Source organism: Gilliamella sp. X-46, assembly GCF_057063525.1.
Genome location: NZ_JBXSQH010000006.1, coordinates 22,805 through 45,909, shown reverse-complemented (window position 1 = coordinate 45,909; position 23,105 = coordinate 22,805). Strand labels below are relative to the sequence as shown.

The 23,105-nt window shown below is 35.6% G+C and carries 21 protein-coding genes, 1 tRNA gene and 1 other RNA gene; 19 read left to right on the top strand and 4 right to left on the bottom strand.

Annotation, left to right across the window (positions count from 1 at the left end; translation table 11 throughout):
* Positions 1–25: 25 nt before the first annotated feature.
* Together accC and accB are read right to left on the bottom strand one after the other, a co-directional pair.
* Entirely contained in the window at positions 26–1,372 is a 1,347-nt protein-coding gene (gene accC, locus ACYIAJ_RS06220; protein ID WP_483559159.1) for an acetyl-CoA carboxylase biotin carboxylase subunit, read from the bottom strand.
* 39 nt (positions 1,373–1,411) lie between these two features.
* Positions 1,412–1,867 (bottom strand): acetyl-CoA carboxylase biotin carboxyl carrier protein, encoded by a 456-nt coding sequence (gene accB / locus ACYIAJ_RS06215; protein WP_160430128.1) that lies wholly within the window; start codon positions 1,865–1,867, stop codon positions 1,412–1,414.
* A 371-nt stretch (positions 1,868–2,238) separates the two neighbouring features.
* On the opposite strand from accB, the gene ACYIAJ_RS06210 reads away from it, so the two are divergent.
* From ACYIAJ_RS06210 to ACYIAJ_RS06185, 6 genes are all read left to right on the top strand, one after another.
* A complete protein-coding gene (locus ACYIAJ_RS06210; protein WP_160400374.1) occupies positions 2,239–3,285 on the top strand; it encodes a rod shape-determining protein in 1,047 nt (348 codons plus the stop codon).
* A 143-nt stretch (positions 3,286–3,428) separates the two neighbouring features.
* A complete protein-coding gene (gene mreC / locus ACYIAJ_RS06205; protein WP_483559157.1) occupies positions 3,429–4,271 on the top strand; it encodes a rod shape-determining protein MreC in 843 nt (280 codons plus the stop codon).
* Positions 4,258–4,743 (top strand): rod shape-determining protein MreD, encoded by a 486-nt coding sequence (gene mreD / locus ACYIAJ_RS06200; protein ID WP_483559156.1) that lies wholly within the window; start codon positions 4,258–4,260, stop codon positions 4,741–4,743. The genes mreC and mreD overlap by 14 nt, the downstream gene beginning before the upstream one ends.
* A 10-nt stretch (positions 4,744–4,753) precedes the next feature.
* The gene (gene rng, locus ACYIAJ_RS06195; protein WP_483559154.1) at positions 4,754–6,229 is read left to right on the top strand and encodes a ribonuclease G; all 1,476 of its coding nucleotides are present in this window, start codon (positions 4,754–4,756) and stop codon (positions 6,227–6,229) included.
* 108 nt (positions 6,230–6,337) lie between these two features.
* A complete protein-coding gene (gene tldD, locus ACYIAJ_RS06190) occupies positions 6,338–7,795 on the top strand; it encodes a metalloprotease TldD (RefSeq protein WP_483559220.1) in 1,458 nt (485 codons plus the stop codon).
* A gap of 30 nt (positions 7,796–7,825) precedes the next feature.
* Complete coding sequence (locus ACYIAJ_RS06185; RefSeq protein ID WP_483559152.1) at positions 7,826–8,521, top strand: DedA family protein; 696 nt, start codon at positions 7,826–7,828, stop codon at positions 8,519–8,521.
* Position 8,522: 1 nt separating this feature from the next.
* Here the strand turns inward: ACYIAJ_RS06185 and rnpB are convergent.
* An RNA gene (rnpB, locus tag ACYIAJ_RS06180) (RNase P RNA component class A) lies at positions 8,523–8,908 on the bottom strand.
* 174 nt (positions 8,909–9,082) lie between these two features.
* On the bottom strand, positions 9,083–9,445 hold the full coding sequence (gene bamE, locus ACYIAJ_RS06175; protein ID WP_483559150.1) for an outer membrane protein assembly factor BamE domain-containing protein: 363 nt from the start codon (positions 9,443–9,445) through the stop codon (positions 9,083–9,085).
* A gap of 352 nt (positions 9,446–9,797) precedes the next feature.
* Between bamE and proQ the strand changes: the two genes are divergently transcribed.
* The 13 genes from proQ (at position 9,798) to ACYIAJ_RS06110 (ending at position 23,105) form a co-directional block, all read left to right on the top strand.
* Complete coding sequence (gene proQ / locus ACYIAJ_RS06170; protein WP_483559149.1) at positions 9,798–10,346, top strand: RNA chaperone ProQ; 549 nt, start codon at positions 9,798–9,800, stop codon at positions 10,344–10,346.
* Between the two features lie 9 nt (positions 10,347–10,355).
* Positions 10,356–12,437, top strand: coding sequence for a carboxy terminal-processing peptidase (gene prc / locus ACYIAJ_RS06165; RefSeq protein WP_483559147.1), 2,082 nt, complete (start codon positions 10,356–10,358; stop codon positions 12,435–12,437).
* Between the two features lie 24 nt (positions 12,438–12,461).
* Positions 12,462–12,551 carry a cytochrome bd-I oxidase subunit CydH gene (gene cydH / locus ACYIAJ_RS06160; RefSeq protein ID WP_483559145.1) on the top strand — a complete coding sequence of 30 codons (90 nt, stop codon included), beginning with the start codon at positions 12,462–12,464 and terminating at the stop codon, positions 12,549–12,551.
* 71 nt (positions 12,552–12,622) lie between these two features.
* Positions 12,623–12,710 (top strand) — tRNA-Ser (locus ACYIAJ_RS06155).
* A 144-nt stretch (positions 12,711–12,854) separates the two neighbouring features.
* Positions 12,855–13,748 (top strand): 50S ribosomal protein L3 N(5)-glutamine methyltransferase, encoded by an 894-nt coding sequence (gene prmB / locus ACYIAJ_RS06150; protein ID WP_483559143.1) that lies wholly within the window; start codon positions 12,855–12,857, stop codon positions 13,746–13,748.
* Positions 13,749–13,778: 30 nt separating this feature from the next.
* Complete coding sequence (aroC, locus tag ACYIAJ_RS06145; RefSeq protein ID WP_483559142.1) at positions 13,779–14,852, top strand: chorismate synthase; 1,074 nt, start codon at positions 13,779–13,781, stop codon at positions 14,850–14,852.
* The gene (locus ACYIAJ_RS06140; protein ID WP_483559140.1) at positions 14,849–15,601 is read left to right on the top strand and encodes a TSUP family transporter; all 753 of its coding nucleotides are present in this window, start codon (positions 14,849–14,851) and stop codon (positions 15,599–15,601) included. Before aroC ends, ACYIAJ_RS06140 begins: the two co-directional genes overlap by 4 nt.
* Before the next feature lie 196 nt (positions 15,602–15,797).
* Positions 15,798–16,721, top strand: a complete 924-nt coding sequence (locus ACYIAJ_RS06135; RefSeq protein WP_483559138.1) for a LysR family transcriptional regulator — start codon at positions 15,798–15,800, stop codon at positions 16,719–16,721.
* Between the two features lie 148 nt (positions 16,722–16,869).
* A complete protein-coding gene (rpsO, locus tag ACYIAJ_RS06130) occupies positions 16,870–17,139 on the top strand; it encodes a 30S ribosomal protein S15 (RefSeq protein ID WP_065567223.1) in 270 nt (89 codons plus the stop codon).
* Between the two features lie 307 nt (positions 17,140–17,446).
* The gene (pnp, locus tag ACYIAJ_RS06125) at positions 17,447–19,561 is read left to right on the top strand and encodes a polyribonucleotide nucleotidyltransferase (RefSeq protein WP_483559135.1); all 2,115 of its coding nucleotides are present in this window, start codon (positions 17,447–17,449) and stop codon (positions 19,559–19,561) included.
* A gap of 27 nt (positions 19,562–19,588) precedes the next feature.
* Positions 19,589–20,449 carry a lipoprotein NlpI gene (gene nlpI, locus ACYIAJ_RS06120; protein ID WP_483559134.1) on the top strand — a complete coding sequence of 287 codons (861 nt, stop codon included), beginning with the start codon at positions 19,589–19,591 and terminating at the stop codon, positions 20,447–20,449.
* 351 nt (positions 20,450–20,800) lie between these two features.
* Complete coding sequence (locus ACYIAJ_RS06115; RefSeq protein WP_483559132.1) at positions 20,801–22,567, top strand: DEAD/DEAH family ATP-dependent RNA helicase; 1,767 nt, start codon at positions 20,801–20,803, stop codon at positions 22,565–22,567.
* 241 nt (positions 22,568–22,808) lie between these two features.
* Positions 22,809–23,105, top strand: coding sequence for a YfcZ/YiiS family protein (locus ACYIAJ_RS06110; protein ID WP_483559131.1), 297 nt, complete (start codon positions 22,809–22,811; stop codon positions 23,103–23,105).

Here is a 23,105-nt window from a genome sequence, read left to right as displayed (position 1 = left end):
TCCCTAATAGATAGGGATTATTTTGTTACTCATAAATGCCTAATTTCTTTTCTAAGTAATGAATGTTGGTACCACCTTTTTGGAAGCCTTCATCATTCATGATTTCAATATGAAGATCAATATTGGTTTTGATTCCATCAATCACTAGCTCTGCTAAGGCATTTTTCATCCGCGCAATGGCAACTTCGCGTGTTTCACCATAAGCGATTAATTTACCAATCATTGAGTCATAGTAAGGTGGGACAGTATAACCAGCATAAATATGTGATTCCCAACGAATACCAAAGCCACCTGGTGCATGAAAACGGGTAATTTTTCCTGGTGATGGCATAAAGGTTTTAGGATCTTCAGCATTAATTCGGCATTCAATCGCGTGGCCTTTTATTTCAATATCACTTTGTTTAATTGACAGTGGTTTGCCTGCGGCGATCAAAATTTGTTCTCTTATTAAATCAACGCCAGTTACCATTTCGGTAACTGGATGCTCTACTTGAATACGGGTATTCATTTCAATGAAATAAAACTCGCCATTTTCAAATAAGAATTCGAATGTACCTGCACCACGATAGCCGATCTCAATACATGCATTAACGCAACGCTCGCCAATGAATTTACGCATTTTAGGTGTGATGCCAAGTGCTGGTGCTTCTTCTACCACTTTTTGATGACGTCTTTGCATTGAGCAATCTCGTTCACCTAAATAAACAGCATGACCTTGACCATCAGAAAGTACTTGAATTTCGATATGACGTGGGTTCTCAAGGAATTTTTCCATGTAAACCATATCATTATTGAAAGCTGTTTTGGCTTCCAATTTGGTCATTTTGATGGATTGTTCAAGATCCTTTTCTTCCCGAACAATACGCATACCGCGACCACCGCCGCCACCAGAAGCTTTAATAATCACAGGATAGCCAATTTGTTTAGCGATTTGTTTATTGGCTTCAATATCACTACCTAGTGGTCCATCTGAACCCGGCACACAAGGCACACCGGCTTTTTTCATGGCATGAATCGCCGATACTTTATCGCCCATTAAACGGATGGTGTCGGGTTTTGGACCAACAAAAATAAAGCCTGAACGCTCAACTTGCTCAGCAAAGTCCGCATTTTCAGATAAGAATCCATATCCTGGATGAATAGCAGCAGCACCGGTTACTTCAGCAGCTGAAATTAGTGCTGGCACATTAAGGTAACTTTTTACGGAAGCTGCTGAGCCAATACAGACGGTTTCATCTGCTAGTAATACATGTTTTAAATCTTTATCTGCCGTAGAATGAACTGCAACAGTTTTAATTCCAAGTTCTTTACATGCTCGTAATATACGTAGAGCTATTTCTCCACGATTCGCAATAAGAATTTTATCAAGCATATTCAATCTCTTAATCGTATAGTCATTAATAAATTCAGATTATTCAATAATGAATAGTGGCTGATCAAATTCAACTGGTTGACCATTTTCAACCAAGATTGCTTTTATTGTACCAGCCTTTTCTGACTCGATTTGGTTCATCATTTTCATCGCTTCAACAATGCAAAGTACATCGCCAACATTTACTGTTTGACCAACTTCAACAAAAGCTTTTGATTCTGGACTTGGTGTACGATAAAAAGTTCCAACCATTGGGGATTTGATTGTTGTTCCATCAGTTACAACAGTCTCTGTTACGACTTCAGTTTGAGCTGTTGGGGCTACAACGACAGGAGCAGGTTGAGGAATTTGAATATTTTGTACTGGCGCCGAATAGTTTGTAGTAGGAGCAGAACGACTAATTCGAACTGATTCCTCACCTTCAGAAATTTCAAGTTCAGAAATACCTGACTCTTCAACTAATTCAATTAATTTTTTAATTTTGCGTATATCCATGAATTACACCGTGTTTATTTGATATAAGTAACAATGATTTTAATGTATCCTTATTATCAGCTAAAAGTGTTATTTTCGCCAAAATAAGGTTGTAACTCAACATTAACGCGGAAGAATACACTGTAAAATTGAATTTGTCATTATATATCTCCTTTACAAACACTTGTTATACTATTTTCTAGGTATTATTTTATAATTGCGATACAATAACAGAAGTGATTTATTATTGGGTTTGGCTATGGTTTAAAAAGGTTAAATAATATCTTATTTAGCTTGGATAAAGTTGAAAATATATATTTTTTGATTCCATGGTTTATTTTTAAATACTAAAATATACTTAAACAAGATTTATTCTAGGAAGAGTTTTTATTATGTTCAAAAAAGTTCGCGGCTTGTTTTCAAATGATTTATCGATCGATTTAGGTACAGCAAACACACTTATTTATGTAAAAGGACAAGGTATTGTATTAAACGAACCTTCAGTTGTAGCGATCCGCCAAGATCATCGCACAGGCACACCTAAAAGTGTTGCTGCTGTTGGGCATGCTGCGAAACAGATGTTAGGGCGGACGCCTGGTAATATTGCTGCTATTAGACCAATGAAAGATGGCGTTATTGCCGACTTTTCTGTTACTGAAAAAATGCTACAGTATTTTATTCGCCAAGTTCATAGCCATAGTTTTTTAAGGCCAAGCCCCCGTGTACTTGTTTGTGTTCCTGTCGGGGCTACACAAGTTGAGCGTCGTGCTATTCGCGAGTCAGCATTAGGCGCAGGTGCTCGTGAGGTATATTTAATTGAAGAGCCAATGGCAGCTGCTATTGGTGCTGATTTACCGGTATCTGCGCCAACAGGTTCAATGGTCGTTGATATTGGTGGTGGAACTACAGAAGTGGCAGTTATTTCATTAAATGGTGTTGTATATTCTGCATCTGCGCGTATTGGCGGGGATCGCTTTGATGAAGCGATTATTAACTATGTTCGTCGTAATTATGGTGCCTTGATTGGTGAAGCAACAGCTGAAAAAATCAAACATTTTATTGGTAGTGCTTATCCTGGCGATGAAGTGCTTGAAATAGAAGTCCGTGGACGTAATCTTGCTGAAGGCGTGCCTCGCAGTTTTACTTTAAATTCTAACGAAATTTTAGAGGCGCTACAAGAACCTTTAAGCGGCATTGTCAGTGCAGTTAAAGTGGCGTTAGAGCAGTGTCCTCCAGAACTTGCTTCTGATATTTCAGAGCACGGTATGGTTTTAACTGGTGGTGGAGCTTTATTACGTAATATTGATAAATTATTATCGGCTGAAACTGGTATTCATGTTGTAGTGGCTGAAGATCCATTAACATGTGTTGCAAGAGGTGGTGGAAAAGCGCTAGATATGGTTGACATGCATGGTGGAGATCTATTTAGTGAAGAGTAATTGCTACCTTAATCGTTGCTAAATTTCATATTGGTGAAACGATTAGTAAGTAAATATCTCATATTTTCATCCGCCGACATTGTCGGCGGAGTCGTATCTTAAAATAATTAGATCTTGAGCATAAAACAGGTAAGTACTGGACAATGAAATTACTTTTTTCTAAACGTTCCCCCCTCAGTGTACAATTATTTACTTTTTTAGCATTAGCTTTAGTACTAATTGTATTAGATGTCAACTATCGACCATTTAAAGAAATTCGTTATTATTTAGATACTATCATTTCGCCTCTTTATCATGTGTCGAATGCGCCAAAGTCATCATTGGATTCTCTTTACGAGATGACAAAAACAAGAGAAACCTTGATCAGTGAAAAAGAAAAATTGCGTGCAGACTTGTTGCAACAAAAAAATGATTTATTATTGCTTGAACATTTAAAACATGAAAACACTAGGCTTCGTGAATTACTTGGTTCTCCATTAAGGCCTGATGAGCATAAAATGGCAGCACAAGTATTGCTTGCTGATACAGATCCTTATGTTTATCAATTCGTTGTAAATAAAGGTAAACAAGATGGTGTTTATGTCGGCCAGCCAGTAGTTGATGAAAAAGGGATAGTCGGACAAATTTATGAAACTGCTCAATCAACTAGTCGCGCTATTTTAGTGTGTGATTATCAGCATGCAATACCGGTACAAGTGCTAAGAAACGATATTGGTATGGTTGCTGTGGGTAACGGATGTAGTAATGATTTAACATTAGAGTTTTTGCCTAATAATGTTGATATAAAAGTAGGAGATGTTTTAGTCACCTCAGGACTTGACGGTCGTTTTCCAGAAGGTTATCCAGTAGCAATAGTAAGTTCAGTAAAACTTGATATTACTGATTCAACTCCAATTATTTCGGCTACACCAACAGCAGATTTAAAACGTTTACGCTATTTATTGTTATTGTGGGGAAATCAAGGGGTAAAACATGAGGGGTCGTAATCGGATATTGATTATTTGGATAACGCTATTAATTGGCTTATGTTTGCAAATTATTCCATGGTCACCATCATATAGTATGTTTAAACCGCATTTGCTGATTCTTATTTTTGCTTATTGGTTAATTGCTCTTCCTCATCGAATTGGAATTGGGACTGCTTTTATATTTGGAATCGTAATAGATCTGTGTTCCGGTTCAATCTTGGGGGTACATGCTTTTATTTATTCATGTATTGCTTATTTACTTGTTTTTAAATTCCAATTGATACGTAATTTAGCTTTATGGCAACAGTCGTTTATTATTTTTGGTATTTCGGTGTGCTACAATTTACTTGTGTTTGTATTTCAAGTTAGTATTTATCATACTATAACAATATCGCCATTGATTTTACTATCAAGCTGTATTGATGGCTTATTATGGGTTGTGATCTATTTATTTTTACGATTAATAAGACGAAGTTTTGCCATCAATTAAAAGGAATTTTATGTCTGTTGAATTATTAATGAATGTAACGCCATCCGAAACTAGAGTCGCTTATATTGAAGATGGTGTATTACAAGAAATCCATGTGGATCGTGAATCTAGGCGAGGTATTGTTGGGAATATCTATAAAGGCAAAGTGATCCGTATTTTACCTGGTATGCAGGCTGCTTTCGTAGACATAGGTCTTGAGAAAGCAGCTTTTTTACATGCATCTGATATTATGCCCCATACAGAGTGTGTATCAGATACTGAACAAGAACAATTTCAAGTAAAAGACATATCTGAACTTGTTCGTCAAGGACAGGACTTAATGGTGCAGGTGGTTAAAGACCCTCTGGGAACAAAGGGAGCGAGGCTAACAACTGATATTACTTTGCCGTCGCGCTATTTAGTATTAATGCCAGGACCTAATTCTGCTCATGTAGCTACTTCGCAAAGGATAGAAAGTGAACAAGAGCGTGAAAGACTAAAAAGTATTGTTGAACAATATGTGACAGCCGAAGGTGGTTTTATTGTTAGAACGGCTGCAGAGGGCGCAAATGCTCATGAATTAGAGCAAGATGCCAATTTTTTAAAACGTCTTTGGAGTAAAATCCAAGAAAGAATGGCTCGACCAGTAAGTAAAAATCTAGTTTATGGTGAATTGGCATTATCACAACGTGTATTACGTGATTTTGTGGGTGATCCTATTGAACGAATTCTGGTAGACTCAAAATTAACTTATGATTTATTAGTTGAGTTTACGCAAGAATTTATGCCCGAAGTGACTAGTAAATTATCACATTATCGAGGTAATATTCCGATTTTTGATCTTTATGATACCGAAAACGAAATTCAAAGAGCATTAGATCGTAAAGTAAAATTGAAATCTGGCGGATATTTAATTATTGACCAAACTGAAGCTATGACGACAATTGATATTAATACTGGTGCATTTGTTGGTCATCGTAATTTAGAGGAAACTATTTTTAATACCAATATTGAGGCAACAATAGCAATTGCTCGACAATTGCGTTTGCGTAATTTGGGTGGCATTATTATTATCGATTTTATTGATATGCAAGAGGATTTGCATCGTGAGCGAGTATTACAATCGCTCCAAGATTTTTTATCTAAAGATAGAGCTAGAACTACTGTTAATTTATTTTCTACTTTAGGCTTAGTAGAAATGACACGCAAACGAACGCGTGAAAGTATAGGACATATTTTATGCGAAGAATGTCCTGCATGCAAAGGCCGTGGTATGGTCAAATCTGTAGAAACAGTTTGCAACGAAATTTTACGTGAAATAGTTCGTGTTTATAAAGCACATCACTCAGAGTATTTTTTGGTTTATGCATCTGCTGCTGTGGCTAATGCTTTAACTAATGATGAGTCTCACGCTTTAGCTGAAGTTGAGGTGTTTGTGGGTAAACGTGTTGAAGTAAAGATTGAACCACTTTATATTCAAGAACAATACGATGTGGTATTAATGTAGTTACCAAATGTTTGATTATAAAAATATTAAAGGCAAAAAAATATTATGATCAAATACTTGTATGATCATCAAAAAAACTTGCATCCACAATTAAAATTTAAGGAATTTATGACACTAACTCAAGTGAGTGAACGATTGCTCAATCCAAATAATCTAAACCAACAAGATCTTTTGCATTTACTTGATATGCTAAGTTCAAGGCAAATTTGTTTTGGTGATTTGTATTTTTTATCTGGCTATTATGAAAGCTGGTTACTTGAAGATGGCATTATAAAAAATGCTTCATTCCATCGAGATCAAGGTGTTGGAGTTAGAGCTATTGTTGGTGAAAAAACGGGATTTGCTTATACTGATCAGCTTTCATTAGCGCGTTTGGAACAAAGTGTATTAGCGGCAAGCTCAATCACCACACTACAAACATCCATCGCTGTGACTCCATTTAGAACTACTCAAACAGTGTCAATATATCCATCAATCAATCCGATTAATTTGTTTTCTCAAGAGCAAAAAATTTCGCTGTTGCAACATATTGATCAATTAGCTCGCTCACTTGATCCTAGGGTTATTGAAGTCTCTGCTAGTTTAACTGGAAGTTATGAAGATATTTTAATTGTGGCAACAGACGGTACATTATGTGCTGATATTCGCCCTTTAGTTCGTTTATCTGTTTCTGTTTTAGTTGAAAAAGAAGGTAAACGTGAACGTGGCAGTAGTGGTGGTGGTGGGCGATTTGGATATGAATATTTCTTAACAATCAATCCAAAAACATCAGAAAGTTACGCTGATAGTTATACGCGAGAAGCCGTACGCCAAGCACTCGTATCCCTTTCAGCGAAAGCTGCACCTGCTGGAACAATGCCTGTTATTTTAGGGGCTGGTTGGCCCGGGGTATTATTACATGAAGCTGTAGGCCATGGGTTAGAAGGTGATTTTAATCGTAAAAATAGTTCAGTTTTTTCCAGAAAAATTGGTGAACAAGTTACCTCAGAATTTTGTACCATTGTCGATGATGGTACGATCGAAAATCGCCGAGGATCACTCTCTATAGATGACGAAGGTACACCAAGCCAAAAAACAGTCCTTATTGAAAATGGTATCTTAAAGGGCTATATGTTTGATAAACTCAACGCAAAATTGATGAATACGCATTCAACGGGCAATGGGCGTCGTGAAGGGTATGCTTACTTACCTATGCCAAGAATGACAAACACCTATATGCTGGCGGGGAATTCATCTTTTGACGATATTATTAGCAGTGTTGATTACGGGCTTTATGCACCTAATTTTGCTGGTGGTCAAGTTGATATCACTTCCGGTAAGTTTGTTTTTTCAACCTCAGAGGCCTATTTGATTGAAAAGGGTAAAATAACAACGCCAGTAAAAGGTGCAACACTAATTGGTTCTGGTATTGAAACCATGCAACAAGTATCTATGGTAGGCAATGATCTTGAACTAGATTCAGGTGTAGGCGTTTGTGGTAAAGCAGGCCAAAGTGTTCCTGTTGGGGTTGGGCAACCTACTTTAAAAGTGAATAATTTGACCGTTGGTGGTACCATTAATCACTAATAACGATACATTAATGGGATTTCAAAATAGATGGAAACAATAATTACACTTTATCATGCGTTTATTAATTTGGATATTGCAACGCTCTCAAATCCTAATGTGCTATGGGCACTATATGGTATGTTGTTTGTTATTATCCTTTTAGAAAATGGCGTTTTACCAGCAGCTTTTTTGCCTGGAGACAGCCTATTATTCTTAACAGGTGTACTAATTAGTCAAAATGTATTTCATTTTGGTCTAATTAATCTTATTTTAATTGCTGGCGCAGCTTTAGGAACTTGGTTAGGTTATGCACAAGGTTTGTGGCTTGGCAATACTAAGCTTGTACAAGGTTGGATGGCGCATATTCCTGAAAAATATCATCATAAATCTGAAGTATTATTCCATAAGTATGGATTACAGGCGCTATTTATTGGACGATTTATTGCTTTCGTACGTACATTATTACCAATGATGGCAGGATTATCAGGATTACATAGTCGAAAATTCCATATCTATAATTTGATCAGTGCAACATTATGGATTTTCTTGATTGTGACGTTAGGTTATTTATTTGGATTATCGCCAATTTTCAAAGAGTATGAAAAGCAAATTATGTCTTTGCTAATGTTAATACCTGTTTTTTTATTGGTATTAGGATTGCTATTTTCAGTTTTTCTTGCTGTCAAACGCTCGATAAATAATAAAAGACAATCTAAAGCGACATCAAACCACAATAAAAAATAGAAAGTGAAATTAACCGATAAGCCGGGTTCTGTCGTGGACAATCATTCCTCTAGGCTAATGCTCACGCATTAGCTCAAGCAGTCTACCCGGATTCAACGCGGGCCGCGCCAATGAATCCCTATTTGACCTTGCTCCGAGTGGAGTTTACCGTGCCACAACTGTTACCAGTTGCGCGGTGTGCTCTTACCACACCCTTTCACCCTTACCTGATCTTATAAAATAAGCCATCGGCGGTTTACTTTCTGTTGCACTAGTCGTGAATTTTAGCTCTCGCCAAAACTCCCCAGGCGTTACCTGGCACTCTGCCCTATGGAGCCCGGACTTTCCTCCCCTCTGTTTATCTCCACTAATAAAGAACAACAAAGCAGCGATTGTCTGGTTAATTTCATCAATAAGTATAAACTAAAGCACAATTTTGTCCAGAACTGTATGATCATTAGAGAATAAATGAATGATGTTTAAATGTTTTTAAGATAAATAGAATTATATAATAAAGATGATACATGAAATGAATAGCACATCTTAATGATGTGCTATAGTAATAATATTACTTTAATTTAATTACCATTTTTTTTGTTTTTGATTTTCGTCATAATTAAACCAAGTTACAACGCCTTTAGAAATAATAATATCGAGCTTGCCTTCAAGAATATTGTATTGTGTTTCACCAATTAACATATGACTGGTTGAGCTTTTTTTAGTATATTGGTATGTCCATTGTGTTTCGTTATTATTAAGGATTTTTTTACTTGTAGGTTCTCCAAATATAGATAAAATTTGAGATTCGGTGGACGAACCTTCAACAATTTTGCTTACTTTTTCGTTATTAAGTGGAGAGCCTTGTTCAATAAAATTTTTTTGTGCGCATGCGGATAGGGTAAGTGTAGAGCATAGAATTATAATAAATTTTTTTATATTTTTCATGGTATAGTTGCCTGTTAGGTTATTAAAAATGTGAGTTGATAATATCATATGTTTGATAACGTTCAATATGGAGTAACTAAGATGTGCTTAAAAAAGATAATTCGGCTAATTGTTATGTTTTTCTTTTTTTAATCTCTCTTAGTTTATAACCATAAGTATCTATGTTATGCTTTTCTAATACTAAAAACAGTAAGTTCAATATTTCATTGTGTATTCTAAAATAGAATGTTTTTATAATAGTATTTAGGATGTTATAACAATTATTAATGAACGAAAAAAAGATAGTTAGTGTTATTATATAAGCTGCGATATACTTTAACGCTAGTAAAATTTAGTTGCTATGGGATAACCAATGGAAAATCAGTTTCAATTAACAAATAGTAAAGAGATTATTGCTTATTTAGCTCAACAATTCCCAAATTGTTTTACCCTTGAGGGTGAAGCAAAACCATTAAAGATTGGGATTTTTCAAGATATTATTTCTCGTTTAGATGGTTGCCAAATATTAAGTAAAACTAAACTTCGTGTTGCATTGCGTTCATACACAATGAGTTGGCGTTACTTGTATAGTATAAAAAAAGGCGCTAATCGTATTGATTTAGATGGCAACCCTGATGAAATCATTAACCAAGAACAGATGGATCATGCTCAACAACAATTAAAAGAGAGCAAAGAAAAGGCTAAAGAACGTTTTAAAGAACAAGCAAAAGGAAAACGTAAAACTACTCAAGCGCCTTCTAAAAAAGTTAAATCTTTAAATAATGGTGATTTTGTTAAAGTTATAGTAGGTAATAAACCTATAAAAGTACAAATAATTAATATTGAAAAAGAACATATTAAAGTAAAAATTGGTTCAGGTATGGAATTAACGGTTAAACCTGAATATATTATCAATAAATAGAGAATTTGAATGAATAAATTACTGAAAGGTATTATTACATTTAGCCTTGTTTTGTGTATTTTTGACCAAAACGCTCAGGCAAAAACGCAAGCAAAAGAACAAATACCTATTTTAAAGCAAGATGAGATTCACCAAGTTGTTGCTAAGCGTGTGACAAATTTTTTTACTCAGTCACATTATCGTAATTTTGCTTTAGATGGTGCTTTTTCTTCTAAGATCTTTGATCGCTATTTCAAATTATTAGATAGCAATAAATCTTTATTTATTCAAAGTGATGTTGATAGCTTTCGAAATAGACAAGAATCTTTAGGTCAGGAATTAATTGATGGTAATCTAAAAACGGCTTATGACATTTATAACCTCTTTTTGCAAAAACGTTATAACCGTTATCAATACGCTCTTGAAGTTTTACAACAACCTATGGATTTTTCTACTAGCGATGAAGTTGATTTTAATCGTGAAGAAATTGCATGGCCTACTTCTGAAACTGAACTCAATGTCTATTGGGATAAACGAGTTAAATATGACGAGTTGAATTTATCTTTATCTGGAAAAAACGAAAAAGAGATCCGTGAAATATTAACTAAACGTTACAATCGCGTTTTAAAAACAGTAATGCAATCAAATAATGAAGATGCTTTTCAAATATTTATGAATGCATTTGCAAGAGAAATTGACCCTCACACTAGCTATTTAGCGCCACGCAAAAAACGAGATTTTGATTCTGAAATGAGTTTGTCATTTGAAGGTATTGGAGCAACATTAAGCCAGCAAGATGACTATACTGTGATTATGTCTTTTGTGACAGGAGGACCAGCTGAAAAAAGCAAACAGTTGACAGTTGGAGATAAAATTATTGGTGTAGGTCAACGTGATTCGGCGATTGAAGATGTTATTGGTTGGCGTTTAGATGATATTGTCGATAAAATTCGTGGACCAAAAGGTACTATAGTTAAGTTAGAAATTTTACCTGCAGGTAATAATAGTAAGGCCAAAGTCATTGAGCTTACTCGTGATAAAATTCATTTTGAAGATCGTGAAGCGAAATTGAAGATCATGGATAATCAGCGCGGTAAAGTAGGGGTTATTGAAATACCTAGTTTCTACATGGGATTAACCGAAAAAGTTGAGTCTCTTTTATCAAAAGCGAATAAAGAAAATTTGCAAGGTTTAATTATTGATTTACGTGATAATGGTGGTGGTTCATTAGCTGAAGTTATTACTTTAACTGGTTTGTTTATTGATAGTGGGCCTGTAGTTCAAGTTCGAGATAATTTGCAAAAAGTCATTACTTATGATGATAAAAATAAAGGTATTGAATATACTGGTCCACTTGTTGTGATGATTAATCGCTATAGTGCATCAGCATCAGAAATATTTTCTGCCGCTATGCAGGATTATGGACGTGCATTAATTGTTGGTGAAACGACTTATGGTAAAGGTACCGTACAAACATCTCGTAACATTTCCTATCCAGTTGATGCAAGGTTACATCCAAATTGGCCTGAACTAGGTGGTGCTCAATACACTATACAGAAGTTTTATCGTATTAATGGCGGTAGTACACAATTAAAAGGTGTTGAGCCTGACATTGAAATGAATAGAGTGAAATATGTTGATGAGACAGGTGAACGATTCTTAGATAATGCGTTACCTTGGGATAAAATACCATCAGCTAATTATTTGACTCTTGCCAATATCAAGTCGTTGTTACCTGATTTAGAATCGCAACATTTGGCTAGGATTTCAAAAAATCCTGAATTTATTTATATTGATGAAGATATTAAAATGTTTAATGATAAAAAAGATCATCAATATATTGTTTCGTTGAATAAGAAACAAAGAGAAGCAGAACAAAAAATTAATGATGAACGTAGTTTAAAAAGAATGAATGAACGTTTAAATAAAGCAGGTTTACCATCGATCTCTAAATTAGATGATTTACCTAAGGATTATAAACAACCCGATGCTTACTTAGATGAATCGATCGAGATACTTCTTGATTTTGCGTCTAAATATCCAAAAATTGAAAGTAATGGTTCTATTAACAATATTATTTCGTTTGATTTGCCAATCGAAAAAGCTAATTAATAAAAAATAATTGGAGATAATAAAATGTGTTCAGATTTAAAATATGCATTGATCGCAACAGCGGGGGTGCTAGCTGTTTTGGTAACTTTTGGTATCATTGTTTGTATGAATTAAAAAAGCTTGATTAATTATTTCGTGATTATTATAGTATGCAACCTGCTTAAAAAAGCAGGTGCTAATAATTAGGTGAGGTGTCCGAGTGGTTGAAGGAGCACGCCTGGAAAGTGTGTATACGGCAACGTATCAAGGGTTCGAATCCCTTCCTCACCGCCATATTTAGTCATTAAAGGGTCGAACATCAGGTTCAATATTGTTGTTAGAAGTATATTGTCAAGGTTACTTTAGCAAAACCCCATTGAAGGCAGTCGCCTAGAATGACAAGTAACGCCTTCCTCTCCTAAAGCATTTGGAGTCATTATGGAAAACTTACGCACAGTTCAGGACTTTATACGCTGGACAGCATCGCAACTTAATCTATCGGATGTCTTTTTAGGGCATGGTACGGATAATCCTATTGATGAATCTAAACAACTAATTTTAGCAACATTGGGGTTGTCGTTGTTTATCCCTACGGAATTTTATTCCGCAAATTTGACTAATGACGAAAAAAATCAACTTTTTGATGTTATTCAAAAACGAATTAAAGATCGTGTACCAACCCCTTATTTGACTAATCAAGCTTGGTTTTGTGGCCATTCTTTTTACGTTGATGAACGTGTATTAATTCCTCGCTCTCCTATTGGTGAACTCATCAATAAACATTTTGAACAGCTAATATTCGCTGAGCCTAAAAATATTTTAGATTTGTGTACAGGCAGCGGTTGTATTGGTATTGCTTGTGCTTATGAGTTTGCTGATGCTCAAGTTGATATCACCGATATTTCATTAGAAGCATTAGATATTGCACAAACAAATATTGAAATGCACGAAATGGATTTTCGAGTTACGCCTATTTTGTCAGATTTATTTAATGATGTGCCTGTAAAACAATATGACTTAATTGTCACAAATCCACCTTATGTTGATAGTGAAGATATGAGTGATTTACCAGATGAGTTTTTATATGAACCTAAATTAGCATTAGAGGCGGGTTTTGATGGTTTAGATTTGGTAAAAACAATTTTACGAGATGCGATAGATTATTTAGCACCAGCGGGTATATTAGTCTGTGAAGTTGGCAATAGCTGGATTAGCTTACAGCAACAATATCCAAATGTCCCATTTAATTGGATTGAATTTAAGCATGGTGGTCTGGGCGTGTTTGCGATCACTCGTGAAGAGTTGATTCAATATCATTACTGTTTTAAATAAGCTGCTTTCAATAATTGGAATAAATTTATTATGGCTGGAAACTCAATCGGAAAATTATTCAAAGTGACCACATTTGGTGAATCACACGGTGTAGCATTAGGGTGTATTGTCGATGGTGTTCCACCTGGACTTGCATTAACTGAATCAGATATGCAACATGACCTTGACCGTCGTAGACCTGGTTCATCTCGTTATACTACTCAACGCCGAGAAGCCGATCGAGTCAAAATCTTATCAGGTGTATTTGAGGGTGTGACAACAGGTACAAGTATTGGATTACTTATTGAAAACACCGATCAACGTTCTCAAGATTATAGCAAAATTAAAGATATCTTTAGACCAAGCCATGCAGATTATACTTATCAAAATAAATATGGTATACGCGATTATCGTGGTGGTGGTCGTTCTTCTGCTCGTGAAACTGCCATGCGTGTTGCCGCTGGCGCGATTGCAAAAAAATATCTGCAAGAAAAGCTTGGCATAACCATTCGTGGTTATTTGGCTCAGATGGGCGATGTAAAATGTGAATTAAAAGATTGGCAACAAGTTGAAAAAAACCCATTTTTTTGCGCTGATGAAAGCAAATTAGAAGCACTTGATCAGTTGCTCAGAACACTGAAAAAAGAAGGTGACTCAATTGGTGCTAAAGTCTGTATTGTTGCCGAAAACGTTCCAGTAGGATTTGGTGAACCCGTATTTGACAAATTAGATGCTGAACTTGCACATGCGTTAATGAGTATTAATGCAGTGAAAGGCGTTGAAATTGGTGATGGTTATGCGGTTGTTAATAAACGAGGCAGTGAAAATCGAGATGAAATAACTAAGCAAGGTTTTTTATCTAACCATGCTGGTGGTATTTTAGGGGGGATTAGCTCAGGACAAACGATATTAGCCAGTATCGCCTTAAAGCCAACACCAAGCATTGAAATTGCAGGGCAATCAATCAATATCCATGGCGAGACTGTTGAAGTATCGACCCATGGTCGACATGATCCATGCGTAGGAATACGAGCTGTGCCCATCGCTGAAGCGATGGTTGCTATAGTGCTAATGGATCATTATCTTCGCTATCGTGCTCAATGTAATGATGTCAATTCGCTATGACTTATGAGTTAATTATTTTACTGTTTTTTATTGCTATTTTAGCTGGTTTTATTGATTCAATTGCAGGTGGCGGTGGTTTATTGACTGTGCCCGCTTTACTTGCTGTTGGATTGCCGCCAGCCAGTGCCTTGGCGACCAATAAATTACAAAGCTGTGGTGGTTCATTTTCTGCTAGTTTATATTTTATCCGTCAGCGAATGGTCGATTTAAAGCAGCAAAAGTGTTCAATCATGTTTGCTTTTGTTGGATCGGCAGTTGGAACATTGTCGGTTATGCATGTCCAAGTTGATTTTTTAAAGCTATTACTGCCTATTTTAACCATTGGCGTGGGACTTTATTTTTTACTTTCTCCAACCATTGGTGAAAACGATTGTAAAAGTCGCTTTTCACTTATCCAATTTGCACTAATACCAGCTTTGGGAATTGGTTTTTATGATGGATTTTTTGGTCCTGGCGCGGGTTCATTTTATGCGTTAGCTTATATTACACTGGCTGGCTTTAATTTAACTAAAGCGACAGCGCATACCAAAGTATTAAACTTCACTTCAAATTTAGCCGGTTTACTGTTTTTTATTGTTGGTGGCGAAGTGATATGGTCAATTGGACTTATCATGTTAGTTGGTCAATTTATAGGTGCAAGACTTGGTGCTAAGATGGTCATTGCTAAAGGTCGCAAATTAATCAGACCAATGCTAATTACTGTTTCAACGCTTATGAGTATAAAATTAATTTACGAAAACTTCTTTTAATTGTTCACCATTTTAATTATTAACATTTGTTTTTAATCACTATTTTACAGAAGTGCAATAAAGTCGTTGTTAAAAATTTTCATAAAAGTATTTGTTTAAGTATAAAAACGATAACAATTATTTACTTCACTTTAATATCATTTAGTATATATTTGTGCTCAGCAAGATAGTTTGTGTTAAGGCATTAACTGATATTATGAAACTTCAACAACTACGTTATATTTTAGAAATTGCACGTTCAGGCTCAATTAATGAGGCAGCTAAAAATTTGTACATTACACAACCGAGTTTATCAACGGCGGTAAAAGATTTAGAAGCTGAATTTGGTATTGAAATTTTTGTACGTACCTCCAAAGGCGTTTCTCTTTCGACCGATGGTGTTGAGTTTTTAGGTTATGCTAAACAAGTTTTAGATCAGGCTGAGTTATTGGAACAACACTATTCAAAAAAAGCACCTTCTAAGCAGCTATGTAGTATATCTACCCAACATTATGCTTTTGCGGTCAATGCTTTTGTTAATTTAATAAAAAAAAATCATACGGATGAATACGAGTTTACACTCAGAGAAACAAGAACATATGATATTATCACCGACGTCGCCAATTTACGCAGCGAAGTTGGCATCTTATATTTGACTGATTTTAACCAAAAGGTAATTTTGCGACTACTGAAAGAACATCGATTAACATTTAATCCACTTTTTGAAGCGCATCCTCATGTATTTATTAGTACTCATCATCCATTAGCGGGAATGAAGTCATTAACATTAGATGATTTAGAGGATTATCCTTATCTCTCTTTCGAGCAGGGAGAATATAATTCGTTTTATTTTTCAGAAGAGATTTTAAGTACGGTGTACCATAAAAAAAGTATTCATGTGAGTGATAGGGCAACTTTGTTTAATCTATTGCATGGACTTAATGGTTATACCATTAGTACAGGGGTGTTAAGTACGGATTTAAATGGTTCTGATATTTTATCAATACCTTTAGATGTAGATGAAAAAATCTTAATTGGTTGGATCACATCACAAAAAGCTCAATTGAGTCTATCTGCTCAAAATTATATTGAGGCATTAAAAAAACTCATTCAAGAGGAGTATGGTTTTGAACTAAAGTAAATCTTGTGGTTAACTAAGTAAATCAAATTGCTATTTTAACAAATTTCAGTATAATTATGCAGTTCATATATTTCTATATGAATATTGAGGAATGTCTGAATTAGAGATCGGTCATTCCATATTTTATATTTATTTGAAGAGGTTTATTATGTCTCTAACTGTAGAAGCTAAAGCGAAAATCGTTGCTGAATATGGTCGTGGTACTAACGATACAGGTTCAACTGAAGTTCAAGTTGCTCTTTTAACTGCACGTATTAATGATTTACAAGGTCATTTTTCTGAGCACAAAAAAGATCACCATAGCCGTCGCGGTCTATTACGTATGGTGTCTAGCCGTCGTAAATTATTAGATTATTTACGTCGTAAAGATATTGAACGTTACAGCCAATTGATTAAAAAGCTAGGTTTACGTCGCTAATTCATCATCTACTTGAAAAGAGGCTTAGGCCTCTTTTTCGTTGTGAAAAATTGGCACTCTGATATAATACAGAGCTCGAAAAAATTAATATTTTATGAAGTCAACAAAGTAAAGATTGTATCTCATGTTTCGCGCGACTAATGAGAGCTCTATAATTTATAGATTTGTCATTAGTCGTGACAGTGAAATAATCTTTTTGTTGAATTTATCCCCACATTGTTGAAGAGAATATCAATAAGTGCAGCATAATGCTGCTTCCTGTCGAAATATCAAACTTCAACATAATAAATAACAAGAGGACATTATTTTGTTTAATCCGACTTATCAAAAATTCCAATATGGTCGTCATACTGTTACTTTAGAAACAGGCATTATGGCTCGTCAAGCAACTGCCGCGGTTATGGTTAATATGGATGATACCGCCGTATTTGTTACCGTTGTTGCCAATAAAAAAGTGAAAGAAGGTCAAGACTTTTTTCCACTAACAGTCAATTACCAAGAACGTACCTATGCAGCAGGGCGAATTCCCGGTGGTTTTTTTAAACGTGAAGGTCGCCCAAGTGAAGGCGAAACATTAATTGCACGTTTGATAGACCGTCCACTTCGTCCATTATTCCCTGAAGGATTTGTTAATGAAATCCAAATTATTGCAACCGTTGTTTCAGTAAACCCAGATGTGAGCCCAGACTTAGTTGCTATGATTGGTGCTTCTGCTGCGCTTTGCTTATCAGGTGTGCCATTCCATGGCCCTATTGGTGCTGCGCGTGTTGGTTTTATTAATGATGAATTTGTATTAAATCCATCTGTAAAAGAACTTGCTACAAGTCGTTTAGATTTAGTGGTTGCTGGAACTAAAAGTGCAGTATTAATGGTTGAATCTGAAGCTGATTTACTTACTGAAGATCAAATGTTAGCGGCGGTGGTATTCGGTCATGAACAACAACAAGTTGTTATTGATAATATTAATGAATTTGTAAAAAAAGCCAATTGTGAAAAATGGGATTGGGTAGCACCAGCTAAAAACGAAGTATTATATAATGCCATTATTGAACTCGCTAAAGAACGTTTAGGTGAAGCTTATCGTATAACCGAAAAACAAGCGCGTTATGCTCAAATCGATTTAATCAAAGAAGAAGTATTAGCCGCACTAAAAGAACAAAATGAAGAGATTGATGAAAACGAAGTGCTTAATATTATCGTCGATTTAGAAAGCCAAATTGTTCGTAAGCGTGTTATTGCGGGCGAACCTCGTATTGATGGTCGTGAAAAAGATATGATTCGTGCACTTGATATCCGCACGGGTGTTTTACCAAGAACGCATGGTAGTGCACTGTTTACACGTGGTGAAACACAAGCATTAGTCACGGCAACATTAGGTACAGAACGTGATGCACAAATTATTGATGAACTAACGGGTGAATATACTGAACGTTTCTTACTTCATTACAATTTTCCTCCATATTCTGTTGGCGAAACAGGTATGGTTGGATCACCAAAGCGTCGTGAAATCGGTCATGGTCGCTTAGCCAAACGCGGTGTTGCGGCAGTAATGCCAAGTCGTGAAGAATTTCCATATACTGTCCGAGTGGTATCAGAAATTACTGAATCAAATGGCTCATCTTCAATGGCTTCTGTTTGTGGAGCTTCACTTGCGCTTATGGATGCTGGCGTGCCAATTAAATCATCTGTTGCTGGTATTGCGATGGGCCTAGTCAAAGAAGGCGATCAATTTGTGGTATTGTCAGATATTCTTGGTGATGAAGATCATCTTGGTGATATGGACTTTAAAGTAGCAGGTACGCGTGAAGGTGTTAGTGCATTACAAATGGATATCAAAATTGAAGGTATCACTAAAGAGATTATGCAAGTAGCGCTTAATCAAGCAAAAGGTGCACGTTTACACATTTTAGGTGTAATGGAGCAAGCAATTAATAAACCTCGTCAAGAAATTTCTGAATTTGCACCGCGCATTTATACGATGAATGTTAATCCTGACAAAATCCGCGATATTATCGGTAAAGGTGGGGCAACTATTCGAGCTTTAACTGAAGAAACAGGGACTACTATAGAAATCACTGACGATGGTACAGTTAAGATTGCAGCTTCAGATGGCAATAAAGCTAAAGATGCAATGGCACGTATTACTAATTTAGTTGCTGATGTCGAAATTGGTAAAATTTATACAGGGAAAGTTACTAGAATCGTTGATTTTGGTGCTTTTGTATCTGTTATTGGCGGAAAAGAAGGACTTGTCCATGTTTCTCAAATTGCTGATCATCGAGTCGAAAAAGTGGCTGATTATTTAAAAGTAGGCCAAGAAGTGAATGTGAAGGTACTCGAAATTGATCGTCAAGGCAGAATTCGGTTAAGCATGAAAGATGCTGTTGAGTCGGCAGAAGACTTAGCTCCGACTGCAGAATAAAACTGTGATTCACTCTAGGGGGTAAAAGTGAAATTATTCAACCTGAGGATTGTATACTGCTTTTTGCTAGCTGTTATTCTTTTGTCGGGTTGTTCTAACTCTCAGCCTTTGCTGGCTGTTCCTGAGCAAGTTTCATATGATGACGAATTAAAAATTGCTCAGATCAGCCAACAGTTATCAAGAAAAGATCTTGATACTGTAACGCGAATGCAACTTATCTTTGAGCGTGGTATTGTTTACGATTCATTAGGTTTTAAAGCTTTTGCACAAAGTGATTTTTCGTATTTGTTAAATTTTAATCCAGAAATCCCGGATATTTATAATTTTTTGGGTACTTATGCGCTCAGAGAAGGTAATTTTGATGAAGCTTTAACATCGTTTAATACAACGTTAGAGCTTGATCCTACTTATGCTTATGCTTACTTAAATCGTGCAATTTCATTATATCGTACAGGGCATTATCAAGCCGCTAAGCGCGATGCATTACAGTTTTATCAATATGATGTGAATGAACCCATCAGGATTTTATGGCTTTATTTGATTGAGAAGGAAATCAACAATAAAGTTGCCCAAAATGAGCTACAAAAACGTTATGATCTGATTAATGATAAAACGATTTATAGTGGCAATATTATTGCATTTTATTTAGGCAAAATAAGCGAGTCTAAATTAATGCAGAATCTTCAGCAAGGTGTTGAAAATAATCGGCAGTTAGCCGAACGCCTTTGTGAAGCCTACTTTTACTTAGGTAAGTATTATCAAAGTAAAGGTGACAATGAGCGTGCCAAAATGTTATTTAAATATGCTTTAGCTAATAATATTTATAACTATGTTGAACATCAACAGGCACTCTATGAAATAAAGTTACTTGAAGAGAAAGAAAAGTAACAAGGGTCATGCCAGTTTTAAAAGTGAAAATATTGTTATAGCGTAGTTCTGATTTGCCAATAATATATTCTTAATATTTGATAATGTAGTTAGCTTTATCTTAGATATATCAATTATCTTAAAATTTATATTGTTTCTATATTGGATAATTGTTGGAGTTATATTGGCAGTTAGTTATTGGGGTGAGTTGTAAATTTTCAATTTAGTGAGCTGGCATAAATTTATATCTGCTTTCTTTATTTGGTTTAGCAAAAATAAGACATATTAAAATTGGTGTTAGTTAATAATCATCAATCTTTTTGTTAACTAAATAAGCAAGTTTATATATTCAAAATTTATAAGCGAGTTTACATGACAACAGAAGTTTCTTTTATTGACCTTGGTTTATCCGAAGATATTCTTAACGCATTAAATGATCTTGGTTTTAGCAAGCCATCACCAATCCAAACAGAGTGTATTCCTTTATTATTAAAGGGGAACGATGTATTAGGAATGGCACAAACGGGTAGCGGTAAAACTGCTGCGTTTTCAATTCCCTTTTTAATGAATATTGATGCAAACTTAAAAGCACCACAACTTTTAGTTCTAGCACCAACGCGTGAATTGGCTATGCAAGTTGCAGATGCCTGCTCTGAATATTCAAAATATATGAAGGGAATAAAAGTACTTGCTTTATATGGTGGTCAACGTTACGACGTTCAGTTACGCGCGTTGAAACAAGGTCCACAGATTGTAGTCGGTACACCTGGTCGTTTGTTAGATCATCTTAATCGTAAAACACTAGATCTTTCTAATCTGAAGGGTTTAGTGCTTGATGAAGCTGATGAAATGCTAAGGATGGGGTTTATTGATGATGTTGAAAGCATCATGGCAACGATTCCCGAAAATCATCAAACAGCATTATTTTCAGCAACGATGCCAGCACCTATTCGTCGTATTACTAAACGATTTATGAATAATCCAAAAGAAGTTCAAATTAAAGGTACTAATCAAACAGCACCTGATATTGACCAAAGTTATTGGCTTGTTCGCGGTATGCGTAAAAATGAAGCGATTGTTCGTTTTTTAGAAGCAGAAGATTTTGATGCTGCTATTATTTTTGTTAGAACAAAATCAGCTACTTTAGATGTGGCAGAAGTACTTGAAAAACACGGCTATAGTTGTGCTGCATTAAATGGTGATATGACACAACAATTACGTGAGCAAACATTAGATCGTTTACGGAATGGGCGTTTAGATATTTTAATTGCAACAGATGTTGCTGCTCGTGGTTTAGATGTTGAACGCATTAGCTTAGTGATTAACTATGACATTACATTGGATTCTGAATCTTATGTTCACCGTATTGGTCGTACAGGACGAGCTGGCCGTGCTGGACGTGCTATTTTATTCGTTGATAGTCGTGAACGTCGTTTGCTTAAAAATATTGAGCACACCATTAAAAAGCCAATTCCAGAAATTGGATTACCATCAAAAGAATTACTTGAAAAACGTCGTCTAGCTAAGTTTACCCAGCAAGTTCAAAAACAGTTAGAAAGTAGTGATTTAGAACAATATCAAACCTTATTATCACAAATACAGGCTAATAGTGGTACTGATCTGGAAACATTAGCAACAGCATTATTAAAATTAGCTCAAGGCGAACGTCCACTCATTCTTCCACCTGATCCTGTATTTAAACCATCACGAGATACCCGTGATTTTGATGGTCGTGGAGGAGAACGTCGTTTACGTGGGGATAACCGTGAAACACCAAAACGTCGTGAACGTCGCGATGTAGGCGACATGGATATGTATCGTATCGAAATTGGTAAAGAAAATGGTGTAGAAGTTCGTCATATCGTTGGCGCTATTGCTAATGAAGCCGATATTAGTAGTCGTTATATTGGTAATATTAAGCTTTATGAGACTTACTCTACAGTTGAATTGCCAAAAGGGATGCCAAAAGACATATTAAAACACTTTGAAAAAGTAAGAGTGCTTAATCAGCCAATGAAAATGAGTCTTGTTAGCGGAGCATCCTCTGATGCTAAGCGTGGGCGTAAAAGCAATAAATTTGATGCATCAGATAAAGCGGGCGCTAAAAAACGTGGTCGCCCTTCAGCACCTAAATTTTAGTTCGACTAACCTTTGCCCAAGTGGCAAAGGTTTTTTTATTCATTTCATACGTATTATTACCAGTCCCTTCCAGTAGAGTCATATAATCAATGCTAATCAAATATTGGTTCTATTTAACTTATAGTTATTAAAAAATAGAGGTTCTTAATTGTATTACTTTAACTGAAATAATAGCATTTTGCCCTAAGTTATGATTGAGAGTATACTGTTAGCAATATTAACTAGGAAATTGAGGTATAGAATGACAGATTCTTTAAACAAATGTAAAGCAAACGAAACTGCAGCGTGTTGTTGTGTGGATGTTGGCACAATCATTGACAACGAAGATTGTAGCGCAGAGTATGATCACGTTTTTGCAACAGAGTCAGAAGCTCAAGCCAAATTAGCTTTATTGACCCAAGCAGCCGAAGATGTTGCAACTGAACCATGTGAAATCACAAGCCGCCTTGAAAAGGTTAACAATGGTTTTAAATTAACTGCTAAATTCACTTTTTGTTGTGGTGCTGAATGCATGATTTTTCAATTAAAATTACGCTAA